The organism is Sphingopyxis sp. OAS728 (genome assembly GCF_014873485.1).
GTDB lineage: Bacteria > Pseudomonadota > Alphaproteobacteria > Sphingomonadales > Sphingomonadaceae > Sphingopyxis.
Window position 1 is genome coordinate 3856404 of record NZ_JADBDT010000001.1, and the last position, 24509, is coordinate 3880912.

General features: G+C 65.7%; 30 protein-coding genes. 15 read left to right on the forward strand and 15 right to left on the reverse strand.

Annotated features, from left to right (window positions below; genetic code table 11):
- Position 1 precedes the first annotated feature (1 nt).
- Genes gspG through GGC65_RS18215 form a run of 9 tightly spaced genes read left to right on the forward strand, consistent with a single transcriptional unit; the run spans position 2 to position 6034 of the window.
- Entirely contained in the window at positions 2-481 is a 480-nt protein-coding gene (gene gspG, locus GGC65_RS18175; RefSeq protein ID WP_192648436.1) for a type II secretion system major pseudopilin GspG, read from the forward strand.
- Positions 456-938 carry a GspH/FimT family pseudopilin gene (locus tag GGC65_RS18180; protein WP_192648437.1) on the forward strand — a complete coding sequence of 161 codons (483 nt, stop codon included), beginning with the start codon at positions 456-458 and terminating at the stop codon, positions 936-938. Before gspG ends, GGC65_RS18180 begins: the two co-directional genes overlap by 26 nt.
- A complete protein-coding gene (gene gspI / locus GGC65_RS18185; protein WP_318780191.1) occupies positions 928-1314 on the forward strand; it encodes a type II secretion system minor pseudopilin GspI in 387 nt (128 codons plus the stop codon). Before GGC65_RS18180 ends, gspI begins: the two co-directional genes overlap by 11 nt.
- Positions 1311-1922 carry a type II secretion system minor pseudopilin GspJ gene (gene gspJ, locus GGC65_RS18190; RefSeq protein WP_192648439.1) on the forward strand — a complete coding sequence of 204 codons (612 nt, stop codon included), beginning with the start codon at positions 1311-1313 and terminating at the stop codon, positions 1920-1922. The genes gspI and gspJ overlap by 4 nt, the downstream gene beginning before the upstream one ends.
- A complete protein-coding gene (gene gspK, locus GGC65_RS18195) occupies positions 1919-2926 on the forward strand; it encodes a type II secretion system minor pseudopilin GspK (RefSeq protein WP_192648440.1) in 1008 nt (335 codons plus the stop codon). Before gspJ ends, gspK begins: the two co-directional genes overlap by 4 nt.
- A gap of 1 nt (position 2927) precedes the next feature.
- Positions 2928-4073, forward strand: coding sequence for a type II secretion system protein GspL (gspL, locus tag GGC65_RS18200; protein ID WP_192648441.1), 1146 nt, complete (start codon positions 2928-2930; stop codon positions 4071-4073).
- A complete protein-coding gene (gene gspM / locus GGC65_RS18205; protein ID WP_192648442.1) occupies positions 4070-4552 on the forward strand; it encodes a type II secretion system protein GspM in 483 nt (160 codons plus the stop codon). Before gspL ends, gspM begins: the two co-directional genes overlap by 4 nt.
- Positions 4549-5265, forward strand: a complete 717-nt coding sequence (gspN, locus tag GGC65_RS18210) for a type II secretion system protein N (RefSeq protein ID WP_192648443.1) — start codon at positions 4549-4551, stop codon at positions 5263-5265. Before gspM ends, gspN begins: the two co-directional genes overlap by 4 nt.
- A 31-nt stretch (positions 5266-5296) precedes the next feature.
- A complete protein-coding gene (locus GGC65_RS18215; protein ID WP_192649622.1) occupies positions 5297-6034 on the forward strand; it encodes an A24 family peptidase in 738 nt (245 codons plus the stop codon).
- On the opposite strand, the gene pal is transcribed toward GGC65_RS18215, so the two are convergent.
- From pal to GGC65_RS18285, 14 genes are all read right to left on the reverse strand, one after another.
- A complete protein-coding gene (gene pal, locus GGC65_RS18220) occupies positions 6021-6536 on the reverse strand; it encodes a peptidoglycan-associated lipoprotein Pal (protein WP_192648444.1) in 516 nt (171 codons plus the stop codon). The genes GGC65_RS18215 and pal overlap by 14 nt on opposite strands.
- Before the next feature lie 100 nt (positions 6537-6636).
- On the reverse strand, positions 6637-8004 hold the full coding sequence (gene tolB, locus GGC65_RS18225) for a Tol-Pal system beta propeller repeat protein TolB (RefSeq protein WP_192648445.1): 1368 nt from the start codon (positions 8002-8004) through the stop codon (positions 6637-6639).
- 11 nt (positions 8005-8015) lie between these two features.
- Positions 8016-8840, reverse strand: a complete 825-nt coding sequence (locus GGC65_RS18230; RefSeq protein WP_192648446.1) for a hypothetical protein — start codon at positions 8838-8840, stop codon at positions 8016-8018.
- A gap of 9 nt (positions 8841-8849) precedes the next feature.
- The gene (gene tolR, locus GGC65_RS18235; RefSeq protein WP_192648447.1) at positions 8850-9359 is read right to left on the reverse strand and encodes a protein TolR; all 510 of its coding nucleotides are present in this window, start codon (positions 9357-9359) and stop codon (positions 8850-8852) included.
- Complete coding sequence (gene tolQ / locus GGC65_RS18240; protein WP_192648448.1) at positions 9359-10057, reverse strand: protein TolQ; 699 nt, start codon at positions 10055-10057, stop codon at positions 9359-9361. Before tolQ ends, tolR begins: the two co-directional genes overlap by 1 nt.
- Complete coding sequence (locus GGC65_RS18245) at positions 10051-10530, reverse strand: YbgC/FadM family acyl-CoA thioesterase (RefSeq protein WP_192648449.1); 480 nt, start codon at positions 10528-10530, stop codon at positions 10051-10053. Before GGC65_RS18245 ends, tolQ begins: the two co-directional genes overlap by 7 nt.
- Positions 10531-10631: 101 nt before the next feature.
- Complete coding sequence (gene ruvB / locus GGC65_RS18250; RefSeq protein WP_192648450.1) at positions 10632-11660, reverse strand: Holliday junction branch migration DNA helicase RuvB; 1029 nt, start codon at positions 11658-11660, stop codon at positions 10632-10634.
- Positions 11657-12058 carry a GFA family protein gene (locus GGC65_RS18255; RefSeq protein ID WP_192648451.1) on the reverse strand — a complete coding sequence of 134 codons (402 nt, stop codon included), beginning with the start codon at positions 12056-12058 and terminating at the stop codon, positions 11657-11659. Before GGC65_RS18255 ends, ruvB begins: the two co-directional genes overlap by 4 nt.
- Positions 12055-12654, reverse strand: a complete 600-nt coding sequence (ruvA, locus tag GGC65_RS18260) for a Holliday junction branch migration protein RuvA (protein ID WP_192648452.1) — start codon at positions 12652-12654, stop codon at positions 12055-12057. Before ruvA ends, GGC65_RS18255 begins: the two co-directional genes overlap by 4 nt.
- A 113-nt stretch (positions 12655-12767) precedes the next feature.
- A complete protein-coding gene (ruvC, locus tag GGC65_RS18265; RefSeq protein WP_192648453.1) occupies positions 12768-13241 on the reverse strand; it encodes a crossover junction endodeoxyribonuclease RuvC in 474 nt (157 codons plus the stop codon).
- 96 nt (positions 13242-13337) lie between these two features.
- On the reverse strand, positions 13338-14084 hold the full coding sequence (locus tag GGC65_RS18270; protein ID WP_192648454.1) for a YebC/PmpR family DNA-binding transcriptional regulator: 747 nt from the start codon (positions 14082-14084) through the stop codon (positions 13338-13340).
- 83 nt (positions 14085-14167) lie between these two features.
- Positions 14168-14485 (reverse strand): heavy metal-binding domain-containing protein, encoded by a 318-nt coding sequence (locus tag GGC65_RS18275; RefSeq protein WP_062184526.1) that lies wholly within the window; start codon positions 14483-14485, stop codon positions 14168-14170.
- A 21-nt stretch (positions 14486-14506) separates the two neighbouring features.
- Positions 14507-14749: a DUF2312 domain-containing protein gene (locus GGC65_RS18280; protein ID WP_192648455.1), complete on the reverse strand. Its 243-nt coding sequence runs from the start codon at positions 14747-14749 to the stop codon at positions 14507-14509.
- 55 nt (positions 14750-14804) lie between these two features.
- A complete protein-coding gene (locus tag GGC65_RS18285; RefSeq protein ID WP_192648456.1) occupies positions 14805-15134 on the reverse strand; it encodes a DUF1244 domain-containing protein in 330 nt (109 codons plus the stop codon).
- 95 nt (positions 15135-15229) lie between these two features.
- On the opposite strand from GGC65_RS18285, the gene pyk reads away from it, so the two are divergent.
- From pyk to GGC65_RS18315, 6 genes are all read left to right on the forward strand, one after another.
- Positions 15230-16684, forward strand: coding sequence for a pyruvate kinase (pyk, locus tag GGC65_RS18290; protein WP_192648457.1), 1455 nt, complete (start codon positions 15230-15232; stop codon positions 16682-16684).
- Between the two features lie 185 nt (positions 16685-16869).
- Positions 16870-17643 (forward strand): arginyltransferase, encoded by a 774-nt coding sequence (locus GGC65_RS18295; RefSeq protein ID WP_192648458.1) that lies wholly within the window; start codon positions 16870-16872, stop codon positions 17641-17643.
- A gap of 237 nt (positions 17644-17880) precedes the next feature.
- On the forward strand, positions 17881-20316 hold the full coding sequence (locus GGC65_RS18300) for an NAD(P)-binding domain-containing protein (protein ID WP_192648459.1): 2436 nt from the start codon (positions 17881-17883) through the stop codon (positions 20314-20316).
- Positions 20316-21197 carry a hypothetical protein gene (locus GGC65_RS18305; protein ID WP_225940899.1) on the forward strand — a complete coding sequence of 294 codons (882 nt, stop codon included), beginning with the start codon at positions 20316-20318 and terminating at the stop codon, positions 21195-21197. Before GGC65_RS18300 ends, GGC65_RS18305 begins: the two co-directional genes overlap by 1 nt.
- A 10-nt stretch (positions 21198-21207) precedes the next feature.
- Positions 21208-23142 carry a cytochrome c3 family protein gene (locus tag GGC65_RS18310; protein WP_192648460.1) on the forward strand — a complete coding sequence of 645 codons (1935 nt, stop codon included), beginning with the start codon at positions 21208-21210 and terminating at the stop codon, positions 23140-23142.
- Positions 23143-23185: 43 nt separating this feature from the next.
- A complete protein-coding gene (locus GGC65_RS18315) occupies positions 23186-24034 on the forward strand; it encodes a metallophosphoesterase (RefSeq protein ID WP_192648461.1) in 849 nt (282 codons plus the stop codon).
- Here GGC65_RS18315 and GGC65_RS18320 read toward each other — a convergent pair.
- Complete coding sequence (locus GGC65_RS18320) at positions 24031-24507, reverse strand: cysteine hydrolase family protein (protein WP_192648462.1); 477 nt, start codon at positions 24505-24507, stop codon at positions 24031-24033. The two genes, GGC65_RS18315 and GGC65_RS18320, sit on opposite strands and share 4 nt — an antisense overlap.
- Between the last annotated feature and the right edge of the window lie 2 nt (positions 24508-24509).

Here is a 24509-nt window from a genome sequence, read left to right on the forward strand (position 1 = left end):
AATGTCTCTGATGCAGCTTTTCATCCGCCTGATGCTCGACCCCGCCCGTCCGCCGCGCAAGAAGGACGAGCGCGGCTTCACACTGACCGAACTGATGGTCGTGATCTTCATCATCGGGCTGCTCGCCACCGTGGTGATGATCAACGTCCTGCCGAGCCAGGACCGCGCGATGGTGACCAAGGCCAAGGCCGATATTGCGACGCTCGAAAATGCGCTCGAGCAGTACCGGCTCGACAATCTGACCTATCCGGCCTCGACCGATGGGCTGAACGCGCTGACCATCGCACCGCCCGCGCTCGCGCAGCCCGAACGCTATCGCCGCGGCGGTTATATCAAGAAGCTGCCCGCCGATCCGTGGGGCCGCCCTTATAATTATCAGGCGCCGGGGCCGAACGGAAAGGCGTTCGACGTCTGGTCGCTCGGTGCCGACGGCGCCCCCGGCGGGACCGACGATAATGCGGATATTCGCGCCGATAGCTGAGACGCGCGCGCGTCCCCACGCCAACGGCTTTACGCTCGTCGAACTGATGGTCGTGCTCGCGATCATGGCGCTCGCCGCGACCGCCGTCGTGCTCACCATTCCGGGTGAAGAACGCACGGTACGCAGCGAGGCTGACCGGCTCGCCGCGCGTCTCGCCGCCGCGCGGGATGTCGCGGTGATCGAGGGGCGCAGCGTCGCGGTCAATTTCGCGCCGTCGGGCTATGGTTTCGAACGGCGGATTTCGGGCGAATGGCAGCCGCTGCCCGGCCGCGCCTTCGAACAGCGCAACTGGCCCGGCGATGTGCGCTTTGCAGCTGGCAACGGGCAGGGCGCGTCGCGCGTGCTGTTCGATCGCGTGGGAATCAGTCCGACGCCGCAGGCGATAGTGCTCACAGGGGGTGATGCGCGCGAAATCGTGCGCGTTTCGGCAACCGGGGAGGTCAGCCGTGGGCAATGATGTCGTCCGTCGTTCGCCGTCCGGCGAAGGGGGGTTCACGCTGCTCGAAATGCTCGTGGCTTTGAGCGTCATCAGCATTGCCGCGCTCGCGCTTGTCCGCCTCGACGCCTATGCGGTGCGCACCGCGGGCGATCTCGACGAAAGCACAATGGCGGGCGTCGTCGCCCAAAACCGAGCGGTCGAATTGTGGACCGATCCGGCGCCGCCCACGATCGGCAATAGCGCCATCGGCGTCGCGAACGCCGGGCGCAACTGGCGCGTCGAACAGCGGGTCTCGAAAACCGCCGACGATAGTTTGCTGCGCATCGACCTGCGCGTGCGTCCCGAGAGTGGGCGCGGGCAGGCGGTGCTGACGATCATCCGGCCGTCGCGATGAGGGACGAACGCGGCTTCACTCTCGTCGAAATGCTCGTCGCGCTGTCGATCTTCGCGGCCATCGCGGCGATGGGCGTCGGCCTGCTGCGCAGTAGCGTCGATACGCAGGATGCGGTGCAGGAACGGCTGAAGGCGATGGGCGGGATCAATCGCCTGCGCGCCGTCATGGCGAACGATCTGGCGCAGGCTGTTCAGCGTTCGACGCGCGGGCCGGCGGGGGAAGCCGTTCCCGCCTTCGTAGGATCGTCAACGGGCTTTGCCTTTGTCCACGGAGGAGCGGGTTCGCAGGATGGTGGCTCTCGTCCCGCCATCGAGCGTGTCGCCTATGCAAAGGTCGGCAACGAGTGGCGGCGCGCGACGCAGCCGATGCTCGATGGCACGGCGCTCGGCGAGGGCGACCGGTTGATCGCCGACGTCGCCAGCGTCGCGGTGCGGTACCGCGATGAGCGGGGCAATTGGGGCGAGGTCTGGAATTCGGAGCCGGGCGACCGCCTGCCGCGTGCGGTAGAGGTGCGGTTGGCTCGCACCGGGCGCGAGGCGTTGACGATGCTGTTCCTGACCGCGCCCACGCTGCCGCCGCCGCCGGTCCAAGGGGTGCCGACACCATGAGACGCCGCAGGAAAGACGAGCGCGGCGCGGCGCTGCTGACCGTATTGCTGCTCGTCGCTGTGATGGCGGTGATCGCCGCGACCGCGCTCGACCGGTTGACGCTCGCGACGCGCATCGCGGGCAGCGCGGCGACGGTCGATCAGGGCCGCGCATACGCCTTTGCTGCCGAGCAGATCGCGCTTCGCCGTGTCGCCGACCTCGTCGGACGCGACCCCGCCAAGCTGACGCTGGCCGGAAACTGGCTCGGGCGCGATTTCACGCTGCCGTTGCCCGGCGGTCAGGGTCGCGCGAAGCTGACCGACGCGAACAATTGCTTCAATCTCAACAGCCTTGTCGCCGAGACGGTGCCGGGGCGATTCAGCCAGCGGTCGGGTTCGATGCGCCAGTTCGGCGAATTGATGAGCTTGCTCGGGATCGATGCGGGGCAGGCGCAGGCGATCGCGGGCGCGGCGGCGGACTGGATCGACAGCGACAGCAACGAGGGCCCGCTCGGCGCCGAGGATAACGCCTATCGCGGGATGCAGGGCGCCTATCTGCCCGCGAACCGCAAGATGGCTGATGTTAGCGAACTCCGCGCGGTGCGCGGCGTGACGCCGAAAATTTACGCGCGCCTTAAGCCCTGGATTTGCGTCCTGCCGGTGACCGACCCGGTGAAGCTTAACGTCAATACGCTCGCGCCCGAACAGGCGCCGCTGGTCGCGATGTTGGTGCCCGGCGAGATCGGCGTGGCGAAAGCGCGGGCGGTGCTGGCGGCGCGCCCCGCTGGCGGCTATGGCAGCAGCGTACGATTCTGGGAGGCGGGGCCGTTCGAAGGACGGAAACCGCCGACCGATGTTGCCGAACAGGCGGGCGTGAACAGCCGCTGGTTGGCGCTGACGACGAATGTGACGATGGGGGACGGTTTCTTGACCGCAGTTTCGCTGATCGATGCCAATGGCGGGGCGCCGTCCGCGGGCATAACGCCGCCGGTAATCGTGCGCCGCGATTGGGGCGAGAGCGACTGATATGACGCGCACGCTGGTTCTCTGGCTGCCCCCGGTGGCTGCGCTTGGCGAAGGCGATGCGCCCCGGCCCGCGTGGCTGCGGATCGACGATGGCATTGTCGTCGATTCAGGACAGGATGACGGCTGGGTCGATGCGTGGGAAAAACCGCGCGACGATAGCCCCGACGACCGGCTGATCGCCTTGGCGCCGGCCGCCGACGTCCCGCTGCGCTGGCTCCATTATCCGGGCGCTGCACCCGCGCAGGCTGCTGCTGCGGCGCGGATCGACGCGCTGAAGAACAGTCTGGGCGATGCCGCGGCGCTGCATGTCGTCGCCGGGCAGCCCGCGGGCGAGGGGCAGGCGGTCCCGGTCGCGGTGACGACCCACGCCGCGATGACTGCGTGGACCGACTGGCTGAAGGCGCGCGATCTGAGCGCGGCCGCGATCATCCCGTCGGCGGCAGCGGTGCCGCCGCCCGAACCCGATACGCTGTGGATGGCCGACGTTGGCGGCGAACAGATCATCCGCACCGCCGAGCGCGCTTATATGTCCGATCCCGAACTCGATCCGCTGATCGCGGGCGGCCACGCCGCGCTGCCGCTCGATGCCGACCGGATGCGCGAGTCGCTGTTGCTGACACTCGCCGCGCCGCCGCTCGACCTGCTCAGCGGCGGGTGGAAGCCCAAGCGCAGTTGGTCGGTCGACCCCGCGATGCTCCGGCTGGCGAAGCGCCTTGCCATCGCACTTGTCGTCGTGAGCCTGCTCATCCCGATCATCTATGCGGTGCGCCTCTCATCCGACACCGGCCGCGCCGACGATGCGGTCGTCGCGATGGCGAAGAAGGCCGGGGTGACCGCGACCGATGCGACGGCGGCCGAGGCCGAACTCGACCGCCGCCTGGCCGCCGCCGGCGGCGGGCCGCTCGCTTTCTCGGTTCCGGCATCGGCGCTGTACGACGCGATGGGCGATGCGCCCGGCGTCTCGCTCAAGACGCTGTCGCACCGCACCGACGGGACGCTGACGACGACGCTCGCGGCGCCGCGTGTCGAGGATATCAATCAGGTGCTGCTGGCGCTGCAGGCGCGCGGTTACCGCGTCACCGCGCAGCCGATGGCGGGCAGCGACGGTCAGCAAATGGCCAATATCACGATCCGGGCGGTACCATGACCGAGAGACTGCAAAATTGGTGGATCGCGCTGTCGACGCGCGAGCGCTGGCTCGTCGGCGTCGCGGGCGTGCTGGCGCTGGGCGTGATCCTGTGGGGTCTCGGGCGACCGGCGGTCGCGGCCTTCATTGATCTGGAGAGCCAGCACCGCGCCGCGATCGAGCGCGAGGGCCGCGTGTCCTCGAAGGTGCAATTGCTCGCGCAGCGCCCCTCCAAATCGGTCGCCGCGGCGGTCGATGCCGTCGCGCTCGACCAATATCTTGCACAATCGGCGGGCGAAATCGGACTGACGCTCGACCGCAACGAAGCGCGCGGCGCGGGGCAGGCGACGATCGCGATCGCCACCGCGCGCGCGACCGTACTGACCGACTGGCTCGCCTCGCTCGAGGGGCAGGGCTTTGTCATCGACCAGCTCACGATCACCCCCGCCGCCGACGGTACCGTCGGCCTCACCGCCGAGTTGCGGAAGGGCGGTCAATGAGCGCGCGGCGACGCTGGGCGATTGCGGCGCTGCTGCTTGCGCTGATCCTGATCATTGCAACCTTCCCGATGCGGCTCGCGCTCGCTTGGTCGGGTGCGACCGATGCGGGCATCACCGCGCGCGCCGTTCGCGGGTCGGTCTGGTCGGGCGAACTCGTCGAGGCGCGGCTCGGCGCCTTGCCGCTCGGCACGGTGCGCGCCAGCCTGTCGCCGCTCGCACTGCTCGGCGGGGGTGTCGACCTCGCTTTTTCGCGCGCCGACGACCGGCTCGGCGCGCTCGCCGGACGGCTGCATGGCAGCAACCCGCGCGGTATTTCGGATGTCAGCGGCACGACCTCGATGTCGGGCGGGCTCGGCATGATCCCCGTCGATACGATCCGCTTCGAAGGCGCGACCGTGCGGTTCGACGGCGCGGGCAAATGCGCCAGCGCCGCGGGTCGCATCCAGCTCGCGGTTACCGCCCCGATTGCCGGGCTCGACCTGTCGCGCGGGCTTTCGGGGCCGCTGACATGTGCGAACGGACGCGCACAGGCTGCGCTCGGCAGCCAGTCGGGCATGGAGCGATTGACGCTCTCCTTCGACGGCGGCGGCGCCTATCGCGCGCAGTTCGCGATCAACGTCGACCGCGACCCGGCGATGGCTGGCGCGCTTGCCGCGCTGGGCTTCAAGGCCGGGCCCGGCGGATTCGTGCTGGCGACTTCGGGTCGCTTCTGACGTGACCATCCTCGATGCCTTGCCCTTCGGCATGGGCGTCGCCTTCGCTGCGCTGATCGGGCTGGTATTTGGCAGCTTCATCGCGACGCTGGTACTGCGCTGGCCCGCCGGGCGCTCGGTGCTTGGGCGATCGCAATGCGATGGTTGCGGCCGGCCGCTTGGCGCTCTGGATCTCTTTCCTTTGTTGTCGCCCCTCGCGTCGCGCGGTCGTTGCCGGACGTGCAATGCTGCGATCGATCCTTTTCACTGGCGCGTCGAACTGGGCTCAGCACTGATCGGCATTGTCGCCCTCGCATTTTCACCGGGAACTGCGGGTTGGATCTGGGCCCTGTTCGGCTGGATGCTGCTTCCGCTTGCGCTGCTCGATGCGCGCCATTTCTGGCTTCCCGACCGCCTCAACCTGCTGCTCGGCATCGTCGGCCTGCTGATAGCCGGTCCGATGCTGGATACGTCGCTGATCGACCGCTGGGTCGGTGCGGTCGTCTGCGGCCTGACGCTCGCCACCATTGCCGAATTCTATCGGCGCGTGCGGCTGAAAGACGCAATGGGCGGCGGCGATCCCAAGCTCGTTGCGGCGATCGGCGCGTGGCTTGGCTGGCAGGCGCTGCCGCTGATGCTGCTCCTGGCCAGCCTCGGCGGGATCATCTGGGCACTCTTCGTCCAACGAAAAGGGGACCAGCCGCTCGGCGAGCGACGGGTCCCCTTCGGTGTCTTTGCCTGCACCGCCGCTTTCGCCGCGGTGCCGCTGTGGCCGCTTATTGCCCGATGACGACGGTCACGGCGCGACGGTTCTTGGCATAGGCTTCCTCGGTCGAACCGAGTTCGGCCGGACGTTCCTTGCCATAGCTGATGACGTTGATGCGCGACGGGTCGATGCCGAGCGACGCGAGATAGTTTTTCGCGGCGTTCGCGCGGCGTTCGCCGAGCGCGATGTTATAATCACGGGTGCCGCGTTCGTCGGCATGACCTTCTAGCGTGACGCGGACCGCGGGATTGCGCTGCAGCCACTGCGACTGGGTCTGCAGCGTCGCCTGATCCTGCGCGTCGACATTATACTGGTCATAATCGAAGAAGACGCGGTCGCCCATGGCGCCGACGCTGGCGAGGAAATCTTCCTGCGATCCGGGGACAACGCCGGTGCCGGTGTTGTTGCCGGTGTCGCTGGTGCCTTCGGGGGCGGGGGGGAGCGTGTCAGGGGCCTTTTTTGCGCAGGCGCCAACAGCAAGCATGGTGATCGCCGCAATCATTGCGGTGCTTTTGCGTATCGTCATGTCTCTGTCCTCTTGTTGTTGAAAATCATTCGTGCGGCCGATTTGGCCCGTTCAGGACGCGATAGTTGAACCCGATCGCGCCCCTTTGGTTCCGGTTTCCTCAGGGGAGTACCGGGCCCCAGCTGGGGTCCGACCCGTCTTGCGGGGTCGGCAGGCGGCGCATGTTCACGCCGGTCAGGTCGACCTGCCACAGGCCCGATTTGCCTTCGCGGCCGGGCGTGGTGCGGAAAAACTGGATGACGCGGCCGTTCGGCGACCAGGTCGGCGCCTCGTCCTGCCAGCTATTGGTCAGCATCCGCACGCCGCCGCCCGACGGGGTCATCACGCCGATCCGGAATTCGCCGCCGCCCATGCGGGTAAAGGCGATCAGGTCGCCGCGCGGCGACCATTCGGGGGTCGCGGCGCGGCCGCCGCCAAAGCTGATCCGCTGCTGGTTCGACCCGTCGATGTTCATCGTATAGATTTGCTGACCGCCCGAGCGGTCGCTTTCGAACACGATCTTCTTGCCATCGGGCGAGAAGCTGCCCCCGACGTCGATGCCCGGCGTGCTCGTCAGCCTTACCGGTGTGCCGCCATTGGCCGAGATGCGATAGATGTCGGTGTTGCCGTTCACGGCCATCGAATAGAGAATCTGCGTCCCGTCGGGCGACCAGCGCGGCGCGAAAGTCGCGTTCGCGCTTTCGGTCACCAATTTCTGCGACCCCGCCGCAACGTCGTAAATGAACACGCGGACGCGGTTGTTCAGATAGGAAACGTAGACGATCTTCTTGTAATCGGGTGAGAAGCGCGGGCTGATTGCCAGCGCCTGACCATTGGTGATGAAGCGGTGGTTGCCGCCGTCGCTGTCCATGATCGCGAGGCGCTTGATGCGGTTCCCCTTGGGGCCGCTCTCGGCGATATAGGCGACACGGCTATCGAAGAAGGGCGCTTCGCCCGAGAGGCGCGAATAGATGGCATCGGCGCATTTGTGCGCGGCGCGGCGCCAGTCGCCGGGCTGGATCTCGAAACCCTTGCGGACGAGCTCGCTGCCGAGTGCGGTGTCATAGAGATAGCAGCCGACGACGAGGCCGCCGGTGCCGTTCGCGTCGACGAAGCCGTGGACGACGTTCTCGGCGTTGCGGCCCTGCCATTCGGCAAAGCGCGGCGCCTGCACCTCGGCGCGGCTGATCGCGGGAATCCCGGCGGGCCCCATCGGATCATAGAGGCCGCTGCGTTCAAGGTCGGCGGCGATGACTTCGGCGATCTGGCGGCCAAGGCTGTCGGTGCGGAGTCCCGCGACATTCTGTGCCGACGCGGTTGCCAGTGCTGGGATCGCGATGATGGTGCGGTCCTGCGACAGCGTGCCGGTCACGGTTTCTTCCGGTCCCGCGCGCGGAGGCGAAGATGCATCTGGCGTTTGCTGCGCAAGAACGGGGGTGCTGCAAAGAAGGAAGGAAAGAGAAAAGGCGAAGAGCCGGCTAGCAGACATGATATTGTTCCTCATTTCTTTTCCAGATGAAGAGTATACTCTTTCCAGTAATCATAGTTCTCGGGATCGAGATCGAACGGACTGGCGAGCTGGATCGCCTTTTTCGCGCACTCCTGATGGATGGCTACTTGTGGTTTGTTGCTATCGTTTACGCCCGACGTCGTAACGCTGCTGAACGATGATAATGCGCCCGATTGAGAAAGTCGGAATTTTACGGTCGTCACAAGCTGGTCAACGTCCAGCCCCGATACTCTACACCGATTCCACGGAGGCCCGACCTTTGCCTTGATGCTAACGTCGATCGACCGCTTCACCTGTGCCGCCGTCGTTGCGGCGGGCGCGCCCTTGTTCGGCGGCGCCTTGGTTTGCTCGCGGCCGAGCCCGTCGGTGATCCCATCGAGCCGGCCCGTCGGGCGCGTCTGTGCTTTTTTTGTCGGCGCCGATTTCGGCGCGGCCTTGGGCGGCGCCTTCGTCACAGCGGGCGGCTGCTTCTTGGGCGGGGTCGGAACCGGGCGCGCCACCTGTTTGGGCGTCGGCGCAGGGGTCGGGCGGACGACAGGTTCGGGGATCGGCGGCGCAGGTGTCGGTTCGGGTGCGGCGATATCGACCGCATCTTCCTCGCCTAGCCGCGCCGAGGGCGGCGCCTTGGTAATGATCGGCGCGCTCGATTCCGCTGCGGTCTCGGCGACGAGGTCGACTTCCATCGGCGGATTGTCGAACCGCCGGTCGCCTGCGGTCCACTGGACCGAGAGCAGGCCGATAATGACGACATGCGCCGCCACCGCGATGGCAAAGCCGCGTCCCTCATTCCCCCCATCTGCCCGTGTTTCGGCCATCGTCTTAACCTAGGGTCGGGTTTCTGAACCGTCGGTGACCGCAGCCGGCGCGCTGTCGGTTGCGCCTTCCGATCCGGTTGTTACCAACGAAATGCGCGTCAGGCCGGCGCGGTTGAGTTCGCCCATCACGCGCATCACGCGGCCATAGTCGAGCCCCTTGTCGGCGCGCAGCATGATCTGGCGCGGCTTGTCCTGCCCTTCGTTCGCGCGCGCGATCGCATCGAGCCGCGCAGGAAGTTCGGCCTCGGGCACCACTTCTTCGCCGATATAGAGCGTGTCGTCGGCGCCCACCGACAGCTGCACCGGTTCCTGTTCTTCGGTCTCGACCGGCTTCGCCCGGCTTTCGGGCAGGTCGATGGGGACGGCAGAGGCGAGCAGCGGCGCGGTGATCATGAAGATGATCAAGAGCACGAGCATCACGTCGACGAGCGGCGTGACGTTGATCTCCGCCATCGGTGCGCGGCGGGCGCCGCGGCCGCGCCGGCCGCCGATACCGCCCGAGGGACCGGACATCGCCATCAGGCTTCGACCTCGAGTTCGCGGCTGAAGGTCGCGTGCAGCCCGTCGGCGAACCGGCCGAGGCGCGATTCAAGGCGGTTCAGCCGCTGCGAAAAGGCGTTGTAGGCAATGACCGCGGGGATGGCGGCAAACAGACCGATCGCGGTCGCGAACAGCGCCTCGGCGATGCCAGGCGCGACGACGGCCAGGCTGCTGTTATTTTCTGCCGCGATTGCGGTGAAGCTGCGCATGATGCCCCAGACGGTACCGAACAGGCCGACGAAGGGCGCGACCGAGCCGATGGTCGCGAGCGTCCCGATCTTTTCCGCCAGCCGGTCGACTTCGCCCGCGACCGCACTGTTCATCGCGATGCCGAGCCGCTCGCGCGTGCCGTCGCGGTCGACATTTTTGCCCTTGGTCGAACGGCGCCATTCGGTGATCCCCGCGCCCAGCACCTTCGCGCTCGGCAGGTCTTCGCCGCTGTTCTTGTCGTAAAATTTGTCGATATCCTCGGCGCGCCAGAAATCGCGCTCGAACCGTTCCGACGCACTCATAAGCTTGCTGACCCCGCGCCCGTGCGTGAAGATCACCATCCAGACATAGATCGACGCAAGCAAGAGCCCGATCATCACGCCTTTCACGATCCAGTCGGCCTGCAGGAACAGCGCGATGGGGGACAGGGTCGCCGCGTCGGCGGCCAGCGAGATATTGTCTAGCAAGGGAAAGTCTCTCCATTCATGATGGCGGTAAATCGGTCGGCCCACCCCGCAGGCTGGCGGCGCGGCCGGCCTTCGGGCGACAGGAAGGCGGCGGTGACTTGCCCGTCGGTCAATGTCTCGCCGCTTAACGTGTCAGTCCCGCGAAGGATGCGCTGCGAAATTATCACACTCGCACCGCGCACCGCCTCGACGGTGCTGACGACAAGCAGATCGTCGTCGAGCTTCGCCGGACGGCGGTATTTGATCGCAAGGTCGGTGACCGCCCAGCTGCCTTCGCCGCCCTCCATCGCCGAACGCTGGTCAATGCCCGCGATGCGCAGCATGTCCGACCGCGCGCGTTCCATATAGCGCAGGTAATTGGCGTGATAGACGATGCCGGACAGGTCGGTGTCTTCGAAATAGACGCGCGCCCGGAAATGATGTTCGGCCCCGACGAAGGCGCCGGGGATGAAGGGGGGCGGGACGTTTACCATTATCCCGACCGATAGCGGGCCTTCGACTCGTCGCAAACCCCTAACCAACGGTTCGTCGCAGATCGGGGCCGGTTTGTGGAATGAAAGCCGCGGAAAACCGCCTATTTTGCCTGATCGAAAAGTCCGTCTTGCGAACCCGCGGGCGGATTGAGTCCCAGATGCTTCCACGCGCTGGCGTTGAGCATGCGTCCGCGCGCGGTGCGGGCGATGAGGCCGGCCTGGAGCAGATAGGGCTCGATCACATCCTCGATCGTGTCGCGCGGTTCGCTGAGCCCCGCCGCTAGCGTCTCGACGCCCACGGGGCCGCCCCGATAGATATCGGCGATCATGGTAAGGTAACGGCGGTCCATCGCGTCGAGCCCGAGCGCATCGACTTCGAGCCGGTTGAGCGCGGCATCGGCGGCCTTGGCGTCGACAACCGTGTGGCCCGCGACGGTCGCGAAATCGCGGACACGGCGGAGCAGGCGGCCCGCGATGCGGGGTGTGCCGCGCGAGCGCTTGGCGATTTCGAGTGCCCCGTCCGACGCGATCGGCAAGGCCAGCAACCGCGCGGCGCGCGAGATCACCTGTTCCAGCTCGGCATGCGTGTAGAAATTGAGCCGCACCGGAATGCCGAAACGGTCTCGCAGCGGCGTGGTGAGCAGGCCCTGCCGTGTCGTTGCGCCGACCAGCGTGAACTTGGGCAAATCGATCCGCACCGAGCGCGCCGATGGCCCTTCGCCGATCATGATGTCGAGCGCGCGGTCCTCCATCGCGGGATAGAGGATTTCCTCGACCGCGGGCGATAGCCGGTGAATCTCGTCGATGAAGAGGACGTCGCCATCCTCGAGGTTGGTGAGCAGCGCGGCAAGGTCGCCCGCCTTCGCGATCACCGGGCCGCTGGTCGACCGAAAGCCGACGCCGAGCTCCTTGGCAACGATCTGCGCCAGCGTCGTTTTGCCGAGCCCGGGCGGCCCATAGAAGAGCACATGGTCGAGCGCGTCCGACCGCGTCTTTGCCGCTTCGATGAAGATGCGCAGATTCTCGCGTGCCGCGGCTTGCCCGACGAATTCGGCGAGCGATTTGGGCCGCAGCGCGGCGTCGGCATCCTCAGGGGTGCGCAGGGGGGTAGTGAGGGCGGGCTCAGTCATAAACGCTCTATTGCCTCGCCGAGGATACAAACCCAAGGTAACTGACGATCCTCATAGACTGAAAATTGCGGCTCGAAGTCATGGCCGGGTTCGAAATTGCCGATCGGCACGGCATAGCTGTCGAGCTCCGGGTGATTGAGGAACCAGAGCGTGGAGCCGCAGTTTTCGCAGAAATAGAAGTCCGCGAGAGCGCCGCTTCCGCCGGGATGCTGGTACAATTTCCCTTCGCCTTCGGTGCGAACCTGATCGGCGGGGAAGCGTGCCTGTGCGGCAAAGGCGCTGCCGCTCCGCGCCTTGCAATTGCGACAGTGGCAGACCGACACGCGGATCGGTTCGCCCGAGCAGGCGATGCGGAGCTGGCCGCAGCGGCAGGAGGCGTTGCGGACGCGGTCGGTCACTTGGCCGCCTTCTTGAGCGCTGCGCGCACCAGCGCGTCGAGGCTCGCGCCCGCACCCAGTTCCTCGCTCGCTGCCGCGACCGCCGCGCTCGCCTCGCCGGGCTTGAAGCCGAGGCCGGTGAGGGCGGCGACAGCGTCGCTGAGTGGGCCGGCGGTTGCGGCAAGGGACGGACCGGTGCCTGCAATTCCGCCGAGTGCCCCCGCCTTGTCTTTGAGTTCATGCGCAATCCGCTGCGCCAGTTTCGGCCCGACGCCGTTCGCGCGCGCGATCATCGCGCTGTCGCCGCTGGCGAGGGCGCGTTGCAGGTCGCCGATCTCGAGCGCCGAGAGGATTGCGAGCGCGACCTTCGCGCCGACGCCCTGGACGCTGGTGAGCAGGCGGAACCAGTCGCGCTCTTCGGCCTTGGCAAAGCCGAGCAAGCGCAGAAAATCCTCGCCGACGAGCATTTCGGTGTGGATGGTGACATCGCCGCCGACCGGACCCAAAGCGTCGAGCGTGCGCGCCGATGCCTCGACGAGGTAACCGACGCCGCCGACATCGATCACCGCATGGCCTGCGCCGCTGCTGTCCAGCCGTCCGGTAAGTTTGGCGATCATCTGGTTTCTAACATCCGTTCGGGCTGAGCTTGTCGAAGCCCTGTCCTTCCCCTTTTGTTCTCCTTAAGAGAAGAACGGCCCTTCGACAAGCTCAGGGCGAACGGCGTGAGGATTTAAACCTTGGGCCGGTGGTTCGCGTGGCAGATCGCGACCGCCAGCGCATCGGCCGCGTCGGCGCCCGCGACCTTCGCGCCCGGCAGCAGGACACGCAGCATCGCCTGCACCTGTTCTTTCGCTGCGGCGCCGGTGCCGACGATCGCTTTCTTGACCAGCCGCGGCGCATATTCGCCGACCGGCAATCCGGCGCGCGCGCAGCCGAGCAGCACGACCCCGCGCGCATGCGCGAGCTTCAGCGTCGATTGCGGATTGTCGTTGACGAACACTTCCTCGACCGCCGCGCACGCGGGTGCATGATCGGCGATCACCGCCGCGAGCACGGTGTCGAGATGCGCGAGCCGGTCGGGCAGGGACGCTTTCGCGTCGGTCTTCACCTGCCCGTTGGCGATGTGGCTGATCCGGCTGCCCTCTACGCGAATGACGCCCCAGCCGGTGCAGCTGAGCGAGGGATCGAGACCGAGGATGATCATCGGAAACCGTTCGTGTCGAGCGAAGTCGAGACACGCCGAAGGAGCGCGCGCCCGATGGGCATCTCGACTTCGCTCGATGCGAACGGATTTTGGCGTTTAGCCAAGCTTTTCCATAACCGCGTCGGGGATTTCGTAATTGCCCCATACGGTCTGGACGTCGTCGTCGTCGTCGAGCGTGTCGATCAGCTTGAACAAAGTCTGCGCGAGCGCTTCGTCGGCGACTTCGCTCTTGAGCGTCGGGCGCCAGGCGAGCTTTACGCCTTCGGCTTCGCCGAGCTTGGCTTCGAGCGCCTTCGCGACTTCGTGCAGGCTGTCGACGCTGGTCCAGATGTCGTGGCCGTCCTCGGACGATTCGACGTCATCGGCGCCTGCGTCGAGCGCGGCTTCGAACACCGTGTCGGCATCGCCGGCGCTCGCGCCATAGCTGATCATACCGAGCCGGTCGAAGCCGTGGCTGACGCTGCCCGAGGTGCCGAGGTTGCCGCCATTCTTGCTGAACGCGGTGCGGACGTTGGTCGCGGTGCGGTTGCGGTTGTCGGTCAGTGCCTCGACGATCAACGAAACGCCGCCTGGACCATAGCCCTCGTAGCGGATTTCCTCGTAATTATCGCCGTCATTGCCCGCGGCCTTGTCGATCGCGCGCTGGATATTGTCCTTCGGCATCGACTGCGCCTTGGCCGCGTTGACCGCGGCGCGCAGGCGCGCGTTCGCGTCGGGATCGGGCAGGCCCATCTTCGCCGCAACGGTGATTTCGCGGCTGAGCTTCGAAAAGAGGCTGCTGCGCTTTTTGTCCTGCGCACCCTTGCGGTGCATGATGTTCTTGAATTTACTATGGCCGGCCACGGCCTACCTCCATCGAAACGGGAATTGTGCCGTCGCCCCTAGCGCGGAGCGCGGTTCCAGACAACTACGTGCGGAGCGCGGTTTCAGACAACCACGGCGGTTCCGCTCGCCGAAACCATCAGCATCGAACCATTCTGCCCGAGAACTTCATAGTCGAGGTCGACGCCGATCACCGCATTGCCGCCGAGGCGCGCGGCCTCGGCTTCCATTTCGGCGATCGCTTCCTTGCGCGCGCGGGCAAGGACATCCTCATATTTGCCCGAGCGGCCGCCGACGATGTCGGTGATGCTGGCGAACAGGTCGCGGAACAGGTTGGCGCCGACGATCACTTCGCCGGTGACGATGCCCAGATATTCGCGGACCGGGCGGCCCTCGACATTGTTGGTGGTGGTGCTGAACATCGTCACTCTCCCTTGTGGTGTTTAGTCGATTCCGAGCGCCGACTTGTAGACGTCGAGAATCGCTTCCATTTCCTTGCGATCGTGGACCGGCAGTTTGCGCAGGCGCACGATCTGACGCATGATCTTCGGATCGTAGCCGTTGCTTTTGGCTTCGTTATAGGTGTCGCGGATGTCGTCGGCGATGCCCTTTTTCTCTTCTTCCAGACGCTCGATGCGCTCGATGAAAAGGCGCAGTTGTTCGTCGGATACGGTGGCTTCGCTCATTTTGGGCTCCGGTAGTTGGGAATGGTCCAGCGCAAGAATCGCGCTTGGCGCGTCCCTAATGGCCCCGAGGATTTTTGGCCATGCTTTCTTCCATCCGCGCGAGCTGTTCGGGCGTCGCGGCGGTGTGGTGGCGCGCTTTCCACTCGGCGGTCGGCATGCCGTGGACGATCGCGCGGCCGGTTTCCCTGTCCATATCGCCCGCCTCGGCGATCCAGTCACCAAGGCAGTTGCGGCAAAAACCGGCAAGGCTCATCAGGTCGATGTTCGCGGCGTCGCTCCGGTGCTGGAGCAGGCGGGCCAGCCGGCGAAACGCCGCGGCGGCGACGGCATCGTCGAGACTGTCGAGCGCATCATTGCCGGTCGTCTGATCGTCGCTGCAGGACATGGTTCCTCCGTTCGGTGATTGAATAGCTATACGGTTGTTGCCTAGACAGCATCAAGACGGCATTGCCCTAACGTCCCCCAGTCATCGGAGCATTTGTGGTTCAGAGCTTTACCCCCCGCCAGCGCAAGGTCCGTATCCTGGCGACCCTTGGCCCCGCTAGCGCCAATGCGGAGATGATCGCAGAACTGCATCGCGCCGGTGCCGACGCCTTTCGCGTCAATATGAGCCATGGCGACCATGCCGGCCATGCAAAAGTGATCGCGGCGATCCGCGCGCTCGAAAGGGACACGGGCCGCCCGACGACGATCCTTGTCGACCTGCAAGGCCCGAAACTGCGCGTTGGCACGTTCAAGGACGGCCCGGTCGAGCTGATCAAGGGGCAGCCGTTCGTGCTCGATACCGACAAGGCGCCGGGCGATGCGACGCGCGTCCATTTGCCGCACCCAGAATTGTTTGCCGCCGCCGAACCCGATACGCGCCTGCTCGTCGATGACGGCAAGCTGGTGCTCCGCGTCAAGACCGTGTCGCCGAGCCGGCTCGAAACGGTGGTCGAGGTTGGCGGCAAGATTTCGGATCGCAAGGGCGTCAACGTTCCCGATGTCGTCGTGCCGCTCGCGGCGCTCACCGAAAAGGACCGCAAGGACCTGACCTTCGCGCTCGAACAGCATGTCGACTGGATCGCGCTGTCGTTCGTCCAGCGCCCTGAGGATGTCGCCGAGGCACGCCGCCTGATCGGTGGGAAGGCGGCGTTGCTCGTCAAGTTTGAAAAGCCGTCGGGCGTCCAGCGGATCGAGGAAATCCTCGAGCTCGCAGACGCGGCGATGGTCGCGCGCGGCGACCTGGGCGTCGAACTGCCGCCCGAGGCGGTGCCGCCGCTCCAGAAGAAGATCGTCGCGACCGCGCGCCGCATGGGCAAGCCGGTCGTCGTGGCGACGCAGATGCTCGAATCGATGATCGTCTCGCCGTCGCCGACGCGCGCGGAAGTTAGCGATGTTGCCACGGCGGTGTACGACGGGGCGGATGCGATCATGCTGTCGGCCGAGACTGCGGCGGGCGCATGGCCGGTGGAAGCTGTCACCATGATGGATTCGATCGCGCGTTCGGTCGAAAGCGACCCCGACTATTATCGCCGTCTGCATTTTACCGAGACTGCGCCTGACGCGACGACCGCCGATGCGCTGGCCGAGGCGGCGGGCAGCATCATCACGACGATCGCCGCCGACGCGATCATCTGCTTTACCGCGTCGGGTTCGACCGCACGCCGCGTCGCGCGCGAGCGGCCGGGGGCGCCGCTGCTGGTGCTGACCCCGAAGCGCGAGGCGGCGCGGCGCATGGGGCTGCTCTGGGGCGCGCATGCCGTGCCGACCAAGGACATCGGCAGCTTCGAGGAGATGATCGCCAAGGGCAAGCGCATGGCGCTGCGCCACGGCATCTGCAAGGCGGGCGCGAAGCTCGTCATGATGGCGGGCGTTCCCTTTGGCACCCCGGGGTCGACCAACGTGCTGCACGTCGCGACGCTGACCGGCGACGAGCTGCGCGGATATAGCTGATCCGATTCAAATCGGCACAAAAGTTACCGGCTGATTCATAAAATTTTCGGCTTGATTCAGATCGGGACGTTTAAAAATGGTAAACGGGCTTTGCACCATTGACGCTGCGCGGCATAGTTGGTGCAAGTAGCGCGTCGGACCCGCGTTGGGGGGCTCCGCATCGCCAGTCCGGAGGTCTTTTCCGCGTGTCCGCACCGTTCCGTTTTCCGCGCTTTTTCGTCACGAGCCCGGCGCCTTGCCCGTATCTGGCGGGGAAGACCGAGCGCAAGGTGTTCACCGAACTCAGCGGCAACAGCGCGAACGAGCTGAACGACGCGCTGGGTCGCATCGGGTTCCGCCGCAGCCAGTCGGTCGCCTATCGCCCAAGCTGTGCCGATTGTTCGGCGTGCGTGTCGGTCCGGGTCTGCGCCGACGAATTCACGCCAAGCAGCTCGCAGAAACGGAACCTCCGCCGCAACGGCGATCTGGTCGCGACCGCGTGCAAGCCGTGGGCGACCGAAGAGCAATATGCGTTGCTCCGCTCCTATCTCGGTTCGCGCCATCCCAATGGCGGCATGGCCGATATGGACGAGCAGGATTTCGCCGACATGGTCGAGCAGACCCCGGTCGATAGCTATATGGTCGAATATCGCGAGCCGACGACCGATGGCCGCAAGGGGCGCTTGGTCGGGTGCTGCCTGACCGACCGTCAGGGCGATGGCCTGTCGATGATCTACAGCTTCTTCGACGCGGCGCATCCGATGCGCGAGGGGCTCGGCACCTATATCATCGCCGATCATGTCCAGCGCGCCGCGCGGGCCGGGCTGCCCTACGTCTATCTCGGCTACTGGATCGAAGGATCGGCGCGCATGGCGTACAAGGCGCGTTTCCGCCCGCTCGAAAAGCTGGGCCCCGACGGCTGGTCGCGTTTCGAGCCCTCGCAGCCCGAGCGCATCGCGGCGATGTTCGAGCTCGCCTGATCCATCGTACCCGCCGTTGTTGAGAATGGCTCGCAACGGCCAAATTCTCGCCGCTTCCGGTTGACCTTTCCTCGCTTTCAAGGGCATAGCTTTGCGTCCAGGACAGATAGTCCGGGTCGCATCCGTTATGAGTTCGCCGGGGGGCTGGCGAGAGGGGGAAAGGATGCCCGTGCGCGCGTTCGTCAGCATCACGGCCAGCGACAAAGTTAACGGCCTTTGCCGTCCGGTGGCGCGCGCATGAGCGAGCCGGTCAAGGTCGCGATCATCGGATCGGGGCCCGCTGGGCTCAGCGCGGCATCGCGCGCCGCGCAGCTCGGGCTTAGCCACATCTTACTCGAAAAGACCGACCACCTGTCGGACACGATCTTCAAATATCAAAAGGGCAAGCGCGTGCTCGCGACGCCCGAGCGGCTCGACCTGCGCTCCGACTGCCGTTTCGCCGAGGGGGCCCGCGAATATATCCTTGGTAATTGGGATGAGGACGCCGCGAACAACAAGGTGAATGTGGCGTATCATGCGGAGGTCGCCGAAGTGACCGGCGCGAAGGGCGCGTTCGCGATCAAGACGACCAAGGGCGACGTCTACACGGCCGAGAATATCGTGCTCGCGATCGGGACGCAGGGCAACCCGAACCGGATGCGCTGTGAGGGCGCTGACCTGCCGCACATCATCTATCAGGTCGACGATCCCGAGGATTTCAAGGACAAGCATATCACCGTCGTCGGGTCGGGCGACGCGGGGATCGAAAATGCGCTCGGCGTCGCCGAGGAGGCGCTCGAAAACACGGTCACGATCCTCAACCGTTCGAAGGATTTCGCGCGCGCCAAGGCGAAGAATGTCTCCGACATGACCGAGGCGGGCGAGAATGGCTTCATGTCGATCCGCACCGAGACGCAGCCGAAAAAGGTCGAGCCGGGTTGGCTGACGCTCGAAACCCCGACGGGGGAGGAGCGGATCGAATGCGACGTCATCGTCGCGCGCCTCGGATCGGTCGCGCCGCGTGGCTTCGTCGAATCGATGGGTATCGAGTTCACCGGCCCCGACCGCGAAGCCTTTCCGAAACTGTCGCCGACCTTCGAGACGACGGTGCCCGGCATCTATGTCATCGGCGCGCTCGCGGGTTATCCGCTGATCAAGCATTGCATGAACCAGGGCTATGACGTCGTCGAGTTCCTGAACGGCAACAAGGCGCTGACTCCCGCCGACGAAAAGGATCTGGCGGCGATCTTTGCGGGCCTGCCGCAGAAGAAATCGGTCAGCGAGTGGCTGGAATATCTGCGCACGCGGATCCGCATCTTCGCCGATGTGTCGCCGCTCCAGATGCGCGAATTCATGCTCGATTCGAAAGTCGCCTATTATTCCAAGGGCGATGTCGTGTTCGAGAAGGGCGAACCGGGTTCGTCGCTGTTCGCGATTGCCGACGGCCATGCGGTCGTCGAGGTCGGGCCCAATCTCGAGGTGCCGATCGAGCAGGGATCGATCTTCGGCGAGGTGGGGTTGATCTCGGGCCGCAAGCGCGGCGCGACGATCCGCGCCGGCGAGGACAGCATCTTCGTCGAAGTGTCGCGCACGGCGGCGCTCAAGCTGATGGCGGCGGTGCCGGGCGCGAAGCGCGTGATCAACCGCATCTCGCTCGAACGGCAGCTGCTGCAGATTTTCAAGGGGGGGCTGACGGTCGAGGATCTGCAGCCGATCGCCGAGGACCCCGCGATCGAGCGCGTGCCCGCGGGCAAGGTCGTGATGGCGGAGGGCGACGAAGGCGATGACGTCTATGTCATCCGTTCAGGGTCGATGGTCGTCGAGAAGGACATCGGCGGCAAGCCGATCTTCCTCCGCTATTTGCCCGCGGGCAGCTATTTCGGCGAAATGGCGGTGCTCAGCGGGGAAAAGCGCAACGCGACGGTCAAGGCGGCGGTCGCGAGCGAAGTGATCCGGCTGAAGGGCGACGAATTCAAGGCGATGCTCGCGAAACGGCCGCAGGTGCGCGAGGCGACCGAGGCCGCGGTAGCCGAGCGTGCGGCGATGAACAGCTTCATCGAATCGCGGAAAGCGACCTATTCGAGCGCGGTCGATCTTTATTCGGATACCGCAAGCTTCATCATGAAGGAGGGACTGGGCGAGGCGACCGACGCCCTACTGATCGACGAGAATCTCTGCGTCGGCTGCGACAATTGCGAAAAGGCGTGCGCCGACAGCCACGAGGGCCTGTCGCGGCTCGACCGCGAAGCGGGCAAGAGCTTCGCGCATCTGCATGTGCCGACGAGTTGCCGCCACTGCGAGCATCCGCATTGCATGGCCGACTGCCCGCCGAACGTGATCCACCGCGGCCCCGACGGCGAGGTGTTCATGGAGCCCGGCTGCATCGGCTGCGGCAATTGCATGCGCAACTGCCCTTATGGCGTGATCCGCATGGAGGCTGCGCCGCCCGAGAAGCCGAGCCTGCTGCGCTGGCTGCTCACGGGCTTTGGTCCCGGGCCGGGCGAACCCTCGCCCAAATGGACAAAGAAGCAATTGGGCGAAGAGAAGCCCAAGAAGATCGCGGTTAAATGCGACATGTGCAAAGGTATTTCGGGCGGCCCGGCGTGCGTGCGCGCCTGTCCAACGGGCGCTGCGATCCGCGTTTCGCCCGAAGAATTCCTGTCGATCGCGCGGCTCGACGAGGACACCGACTGATGGCGAGCCTGTTTCAGCGGCGCCGGTCGAAGGCTACGCAGGTCGAGCGTGTCCGCGAGCGACGGCATGAGGGGTTCCTGCGCTATGCGGGGTTTCGCTGGGCGAAGATTTCGGGCGGGCTCTGCCTGCTCATCATCGTGAGTTACGCGCTGGTCGACGTGACGCCGCGGCACAATGGCGGCAGCTGGTACGGCTATACGCTGGGGACGATCGGCGCGGGGCTGATCCTGTGGCTGACCGCGCTCGGCTATCGCAAACGCAAGATGACGAGCGATCACTGGTCGCTGAAGGCGTGGACCTCGGCGCATGTCTATCTGGGGCTCAGCCTGATCGTCGTCGGCACTTGGCACACGGGGTTCCAGCTTGGCTGGAATGTCCACACGCTGGCATGGGCGTTGATGATGCTCGTGATCCTGTCGGGCCTCTATGGCGTGATAGTCTATGCGACGCTGCCGCAGGCGCTGTCTAACAATCGCGAGCAGATGACGCAGATGCAGATGCTCGAGGCGATCCGGGCCTTCGACCGGCAATTGCACAGCGCCGCGCAGCCGCTGACCCCGGAGGATACGGCGCCGGTGCTCGCGGCGCTCGACGAAGATCCGTTCGCGGGCGGAGTCGTTGCGCGCCTGTCAGGGCGCTATTCGAATTGCGCAACGTCGGCGGCGCTGCGTGCGCTCACTCTGTCGCGGAGCAGCGATGCCGGTGCGCGCGAGAAGGTCGTCGGACTGCTCAAGCAGAAGGAAGCGGCGCTCGCGCGGCTGCGCCAGCATCTCCGGATTCGCGGGATGCTCGAAATCTGGCTTTACGTGCATGTGCCGCTGACTTTTGCGCTGATCGCGGCGCTGTCGGCGCACATCATCAGCGTCTTCTTCTACTGGTGAGGCGCGGACGATGAGCTTCATCCTGCGTCGCATCTCGACGACCAAAACGGGCAAGCAGATCATCCGCGATGCGGCGCTGCCGGGCGACACGATCACGCTGGGCCGCGAGGGCAGCAACACCATCCACGTCGCCGATTTGGCGGTGAACCCGCATCATGCGACGATCAGCAGCGCCGACGGGCGTACCGTGCGTGTCGCAGCGAGCGAGGGGCTGGGTTTCGATCTTAACGGGCGGACCGAAACCGTTGCCGATATCGACAGCGGCGCGGGCGGCGAACTGCGTTTCGGCGGGCACCGCCTGACGATCGCGCGCGAGGACGAGAATATCATCCTCCTCGTCGAGCGCATCGACGAATTGTCGCAATCGTCGAAGGATGTCGACGAGGCCAAGGCCTTTTCGCTGCAGGGCGTGATGCTCGGCAAGCGCATGGGGGCATGGGTGTTCGCGGCGGTAATGCTGCTTGCTTTCCTGATCGGGCCGATCTGGGCGTGGTACAGCTACAAGAATGTCAACGAGCGCCCCGACGGTTATCATGCCGACAGCGCCTGGCTTTCGGGGCCGCTGTCGAGCGCGCACGCGAGCCTGAAGAATGATTGCCAGTCGTGCCACGTCGAGCCTTTCGTGGCGGTGACCGACAAGGCGTGCGTCAATTGCCACACCGGCGAGCATAAGGCGATGAGCATGGCGCACGCCAATGCGCCGACCGCGATGCTGCTCGCTGCGCGCCATCCGCCCGGGGTCGGCGAACGCATCCTCGACGGCTTTGCCAAGACCTTCAACAAGCCGCAGGGGCGCTGTGTCGAGTGCCATACCGAGCATGAAGGGTCGGGGCCGATGCCGGCGACGCCGCAGAAATTCTGCGCCGATTGTCATGACGGCATGTCGGTGCGGCTGAAGACCGCGGGCCATCCGACGACGCTCGCCGATGCCGCCGATTTCGGAACGAGCCATCCCGAATTCCGCCCGCTCGTGCGGCCGGGACCGGGCGGCAAGCTGGTGCGCACGACACTGGCCAAGGGTTTGGTCGACTATAATGGCCTCAAATTCCCGCACGACATGCATTTGCAGGCGACGGGCGGGGTCGCACGCATGGCTGCGAGTTTCCGCGGCCGCTATGATTTCGGGAAGAAGCTCGAATGCCAGAATTGCCACCGCCTCGAGGCCGACGGGGTGCGCGTGAAGCCGGTCGAGATGGAGCGTGACTGCGCCATGTGCCACAGCCTCGCGTTCGAGACGGTCGGCGGTGTGACGCGGACCTTGCGCCATGGCGAGCCCGATCAGGTCGTTGCCGACCTCACCGCTTATTATCGTTCGGCGCCGCCCGCGCGGCCCTTGCAACTCGGCGGGATGCAGCGGCGGCGCCCGGGCGCTTATGCCGAGGGGCAGGTCTACAACATCTATTTCAACGAGGTGGCGACGCGCCCGAGCCGCGCGCAGGATGCCGTCCGCGCGGTCTTCTCAAAGGGCGGCGCCTGCTACGACTGCCACACGATCTTTGCGCCGCAAGCGGGCAGCGGCTGGCGGGTGGCAGCGGTCGACCAGACGCCGCGCTATCTGCAAAAGGGCTGGTTCGATCATGATGCGCACCGCGAGACCGAGTGCGCCGACTGCCACACCGCCGCGCCGGCGTCGAAGGCGTCGACGGACCTGCTCGTGCCGGGGCTTCGCCAGTGTCGCGACTGCCATGTCGGCGAGGGCGGCGCGCGCGTCGTGAAGGTCGAAACCGCGACCGAATCGCCCTGCGCGATGTGCCACGAATATCATTCGGACGGCGGAAAACCGTGGATGCCGCCGCGCCAGCGCAAGAAAAACACCGCCGCAATCACAAATAAACGTCTTGGTGGTAGCCAGGGTGTGAGCATGATCACAGGAACCGGGGGGCGGGGCCTTTACGAAGTGACATGGCGCACACCTTCCTTGCGCGCGGCAGGGCAGGGCGGATAGGTTTTGGGTCGCCGGACCAGATCGGCGAAAGCAGGGGACGGATATGCTGATCGCGCAGATCACAGATATCCATATCGGGTTCGATCCGGACAATCCGGCCGAATATAACCGCAAGCGCCTCGACGAGGTGCTCGACGTGCTGATCGAGGGGCCGAACCGGCCCGACCTGTTGCTCGCCACCGGCGACCTCACCGATCGCGGTGACGACGACAGCTATCGCCGCCTCGCCACCGCCTTTTCGCGTTGCCCGTTTCCGGTTTGGCCGAGCGTCGGCAATCACGACCTGCGCGACAGTTTCCATGCGCGCTTTCCGGGGTTCGACGACGGCAATGGCTTCGTCCAATATACGGTCGAGCTGCCCGACCTGCGGCTGGTGACCGTCGATACGCTGGAGGAGGGGCGTCATGGCGGCGCTTTTTGTGAGCAACGCGCGGCGTGGCTCGATGCCGAACTGGCGAAGGACCGGGCCAAGCCGACCTATATCGTCATGCACCACCCGCCGGTCGAAAGCGGGATCGAGTGGATGAATACCGATCCCGACGAGCCGTGGGTCGGGGCGTTCACCGATGTTGTCCAGCGACACCCGCAAGTGCGCGGATTGATCTGCGGACACCTCCACCGCAGCGTTACCGTCGCATGGGAAGGCCGCACGGTCGCGATCTGCTCGTCGACCGCGCCGCAGGTCTCGCTCGACCTCCGGCCCATCGACGAGAACAAGCCCGACGACCGCCCGATGATCGTCGCCGAAGATCCCGCCTATGCGCTCCACCGCTGGAACGGGCGCGAGCTCGTCAGCTTTTACGACCATGCCGGCGCACACACGATGCTGGCCAAATATGACGAACGGTTGCAGCCGCTTGTGCGCGAGTTGAAGGCCGAGCGGCCGCGCTAATCCAGATCGAGTTCGGCGGCGCTTGCCAGGACCGGTCCGAAATGGTGACGCCAAAGCCTCGCGCCGAGCGCGCCGGACGGGTCGAGCGATGACCCGACGCTCAACCATTCGAGGAGCGTCGGCTGCAAGCCCGCATCGAACAGCATGAATCCCGCAGCGAGGCAGCAGGTCTCGGACTGAATACCGCATACGAGCACACGGTCGATGTCGAGCGATTTCAGATGCTCGATCATCGCCACGGGCGGCAGATAGCCATGCTTGATGAAGATGCGGTCGGCGGCGATCAGGCTTTCGTCATTGGCGCCCGGCTTCCATCCCAATTGGCGATCGAACGGCGTGACCGTCTCGTCGTGCCGTTCGACCGTCGCGACGCTGGGAATCTGCCGGGCGAGCGCCTTTATCGCGTCGACGATATGCGCGGGTACGTCGAAACTCGGCTGGACATCGACGACCAGCAGCGCCTGTCGCGGCATGG

Excerpts from the sequence above, each read along its gene's own strand:
- gspG (WP_192648436.1), top strand. The coding sequence starts at position 2 with ATGTCTCTGATGCAGCTTTTCATCCGCCTGATGCTCGACCCCGCCCGT.
- GGC65_RS18180 (WP_192648437.1), top strand. The coding sequence starts at position 456 with ATGCGGATATTCGCGCCGATAGCTGAGACGCGCGCGCGTCCCCACGCC.
- gspJ (WP_192648439.1), top strand. The coding sequence starts at position 1,311 with ATGAGGGACGAACGCGGCTTCACTCTCGTCGAAATGCTCGTCGCGCTG.
- gspK (WP_192648440.1), top strand. The coding sequence starts at position 1,919 with ATGAGACGCCGCAGGAAAGACGAGCGCGGCGCGGCGCTGCTGACCGTA.
- gspL (WP_192648441.1), top strand. The coding sequence starts at position 2,928 with ATGACGCGCACGCTGGTTCTCTGGCTGCCCCCGGTGGCTGCGCTTGGC.
- gspM (WP_192648442.1), top strand. The coding sequence starts at position 4,070 with ATGACCGAGAGACTGCAAAATTGGTGGATCGCGCTGTCGACGCGCGAG.
- gspN (WP_192648443.1), top strand. The coding sequence starts at position 4,549 with ATGAGCGCGCGGCGACGCTGGGCGATTGCGGCGCTGCTGCTTGCGCTG.
- GGC65_RS18215 (WP_192649622.1), top strand. The coding sequence starts at position 5,297 with ATGGGCGTCGCCTTCGCTGCGCTGATCGGGCTGGTATTTGGCAGCTTC.
- pal (WP_192648444.1), bottom strand. The coding sequence starts at position 6,536 with ATGACGATACGCAAAAGCACCGCAATGATTGCGGCGATCACCATGCTT.
- tolB (WP_192648445.1), bottom strand. The coding sequence starts at position 8,004 with ATGTCTGCTAGCCGGCTCTTCGCCTTTTCTCTTTCCTTCCTTCTTTGC.
- GGC65_RS18230 (WP_192648446.1), bottom strand. The coding sequence starts at position 8,840 with ATGGCCGAAACACGGGCAGATGGGGGGAATGAGGGACGCGGCTTTGCC.
- tolR (WP_192648447.1), bottom strand. The coding sequence starts at position 9,359 with ATGGCGATGTCCGGTCCCTCGGGCGGTATCGGCGGCCGGCGCGGCCGC.
- GGC65_RS18245 (WP_192648449.1), bottom strand. The coding sequence starts at position 10,530 with ATGGTAAACGTCCCGCCCCCCTTCATCCCCGGCGCCTTCGTCGGGGCC.
- ruvB (WP_192648450.1), bottom strand. The coding sequence starts at position 11,660 with ATGACTGAGCCCGCCCTCACTACCCCCCTGCGCACCCCTGAGGATGCC.
- ruvA (WP_192648452.1), bottom strand. The coding sequence starts at position 12,654 with ATGATCGCCAAACTTACCGGACGGCTGGACAGCAGCGGCGCAGGCCAT.
- ruvC (WP_192648453.1), bottom strand. The coding sequence starts at position 13,241 with ATGATCATCCTCGGTCTCGATCCCTCGCTCAGCTGCACCGGCTGGGGC.
- GGC65_RS18275 (WP_062184526.1), bottom strand. The coding sequence starts at position 14,485 with ATGTTCAGCACCACCACCAACAATGTCGAGGGCCGCCCGGTCCGCGAA.
- GGC65_RS18280 (WP_192648455.1), bottom strand. The coding sequence starts at position 14,749 with ATGAGCGAAGCCACCGTATCCGACGAACAACTGCGCCTTTTCATCGAG.
- GGC65_RS18285 (WP_192648456.1), bottom strand. The coding sequence starts at position 15,134 with ATGTCCTGCAGCGACGATCAGACGACCGGCAATGATGCGCTCGACAGT.
- GGC65_RS18300 (WP_192648459.1), top strand. The coding sequence starts at position 17,881 with ATGAGCGAGCCGGTCAAGGTCGCGATCATCGGATCGGGGCCCGCTGGG.
- GGC65_RS18305 (WP_225940899.1), top strand. The coding sequence starts at position 20,316 with ATGGCGAGCCTGTTTCAGCGGCGCCGGTCGAAGGCTACGCAGGTCGAG.
- GGC65_RS18310 (WP_192648460.1), top strand. The coding sequence starts at position 21,208 with ATGAGCTTCATCCTGCGTCGCATCTCGACGACCAAAACGGGCAAGCAG.
- GGC65_RS18315 (WP_192648461.1), top strand. The coding sequence starts at position 23,186 with ATGCTGATCGCGCAGATCACAGATATCCATATCGGGTTCGATCCGGAC.
- GGC65_RS18320 (WP_192648462.1), bottom strand. The coding sequence starts at position 24,507 with ATGCCGCGACAGGCGCTGCTGGTCGTCGATGTCCAGCCGAGTTTCGAC.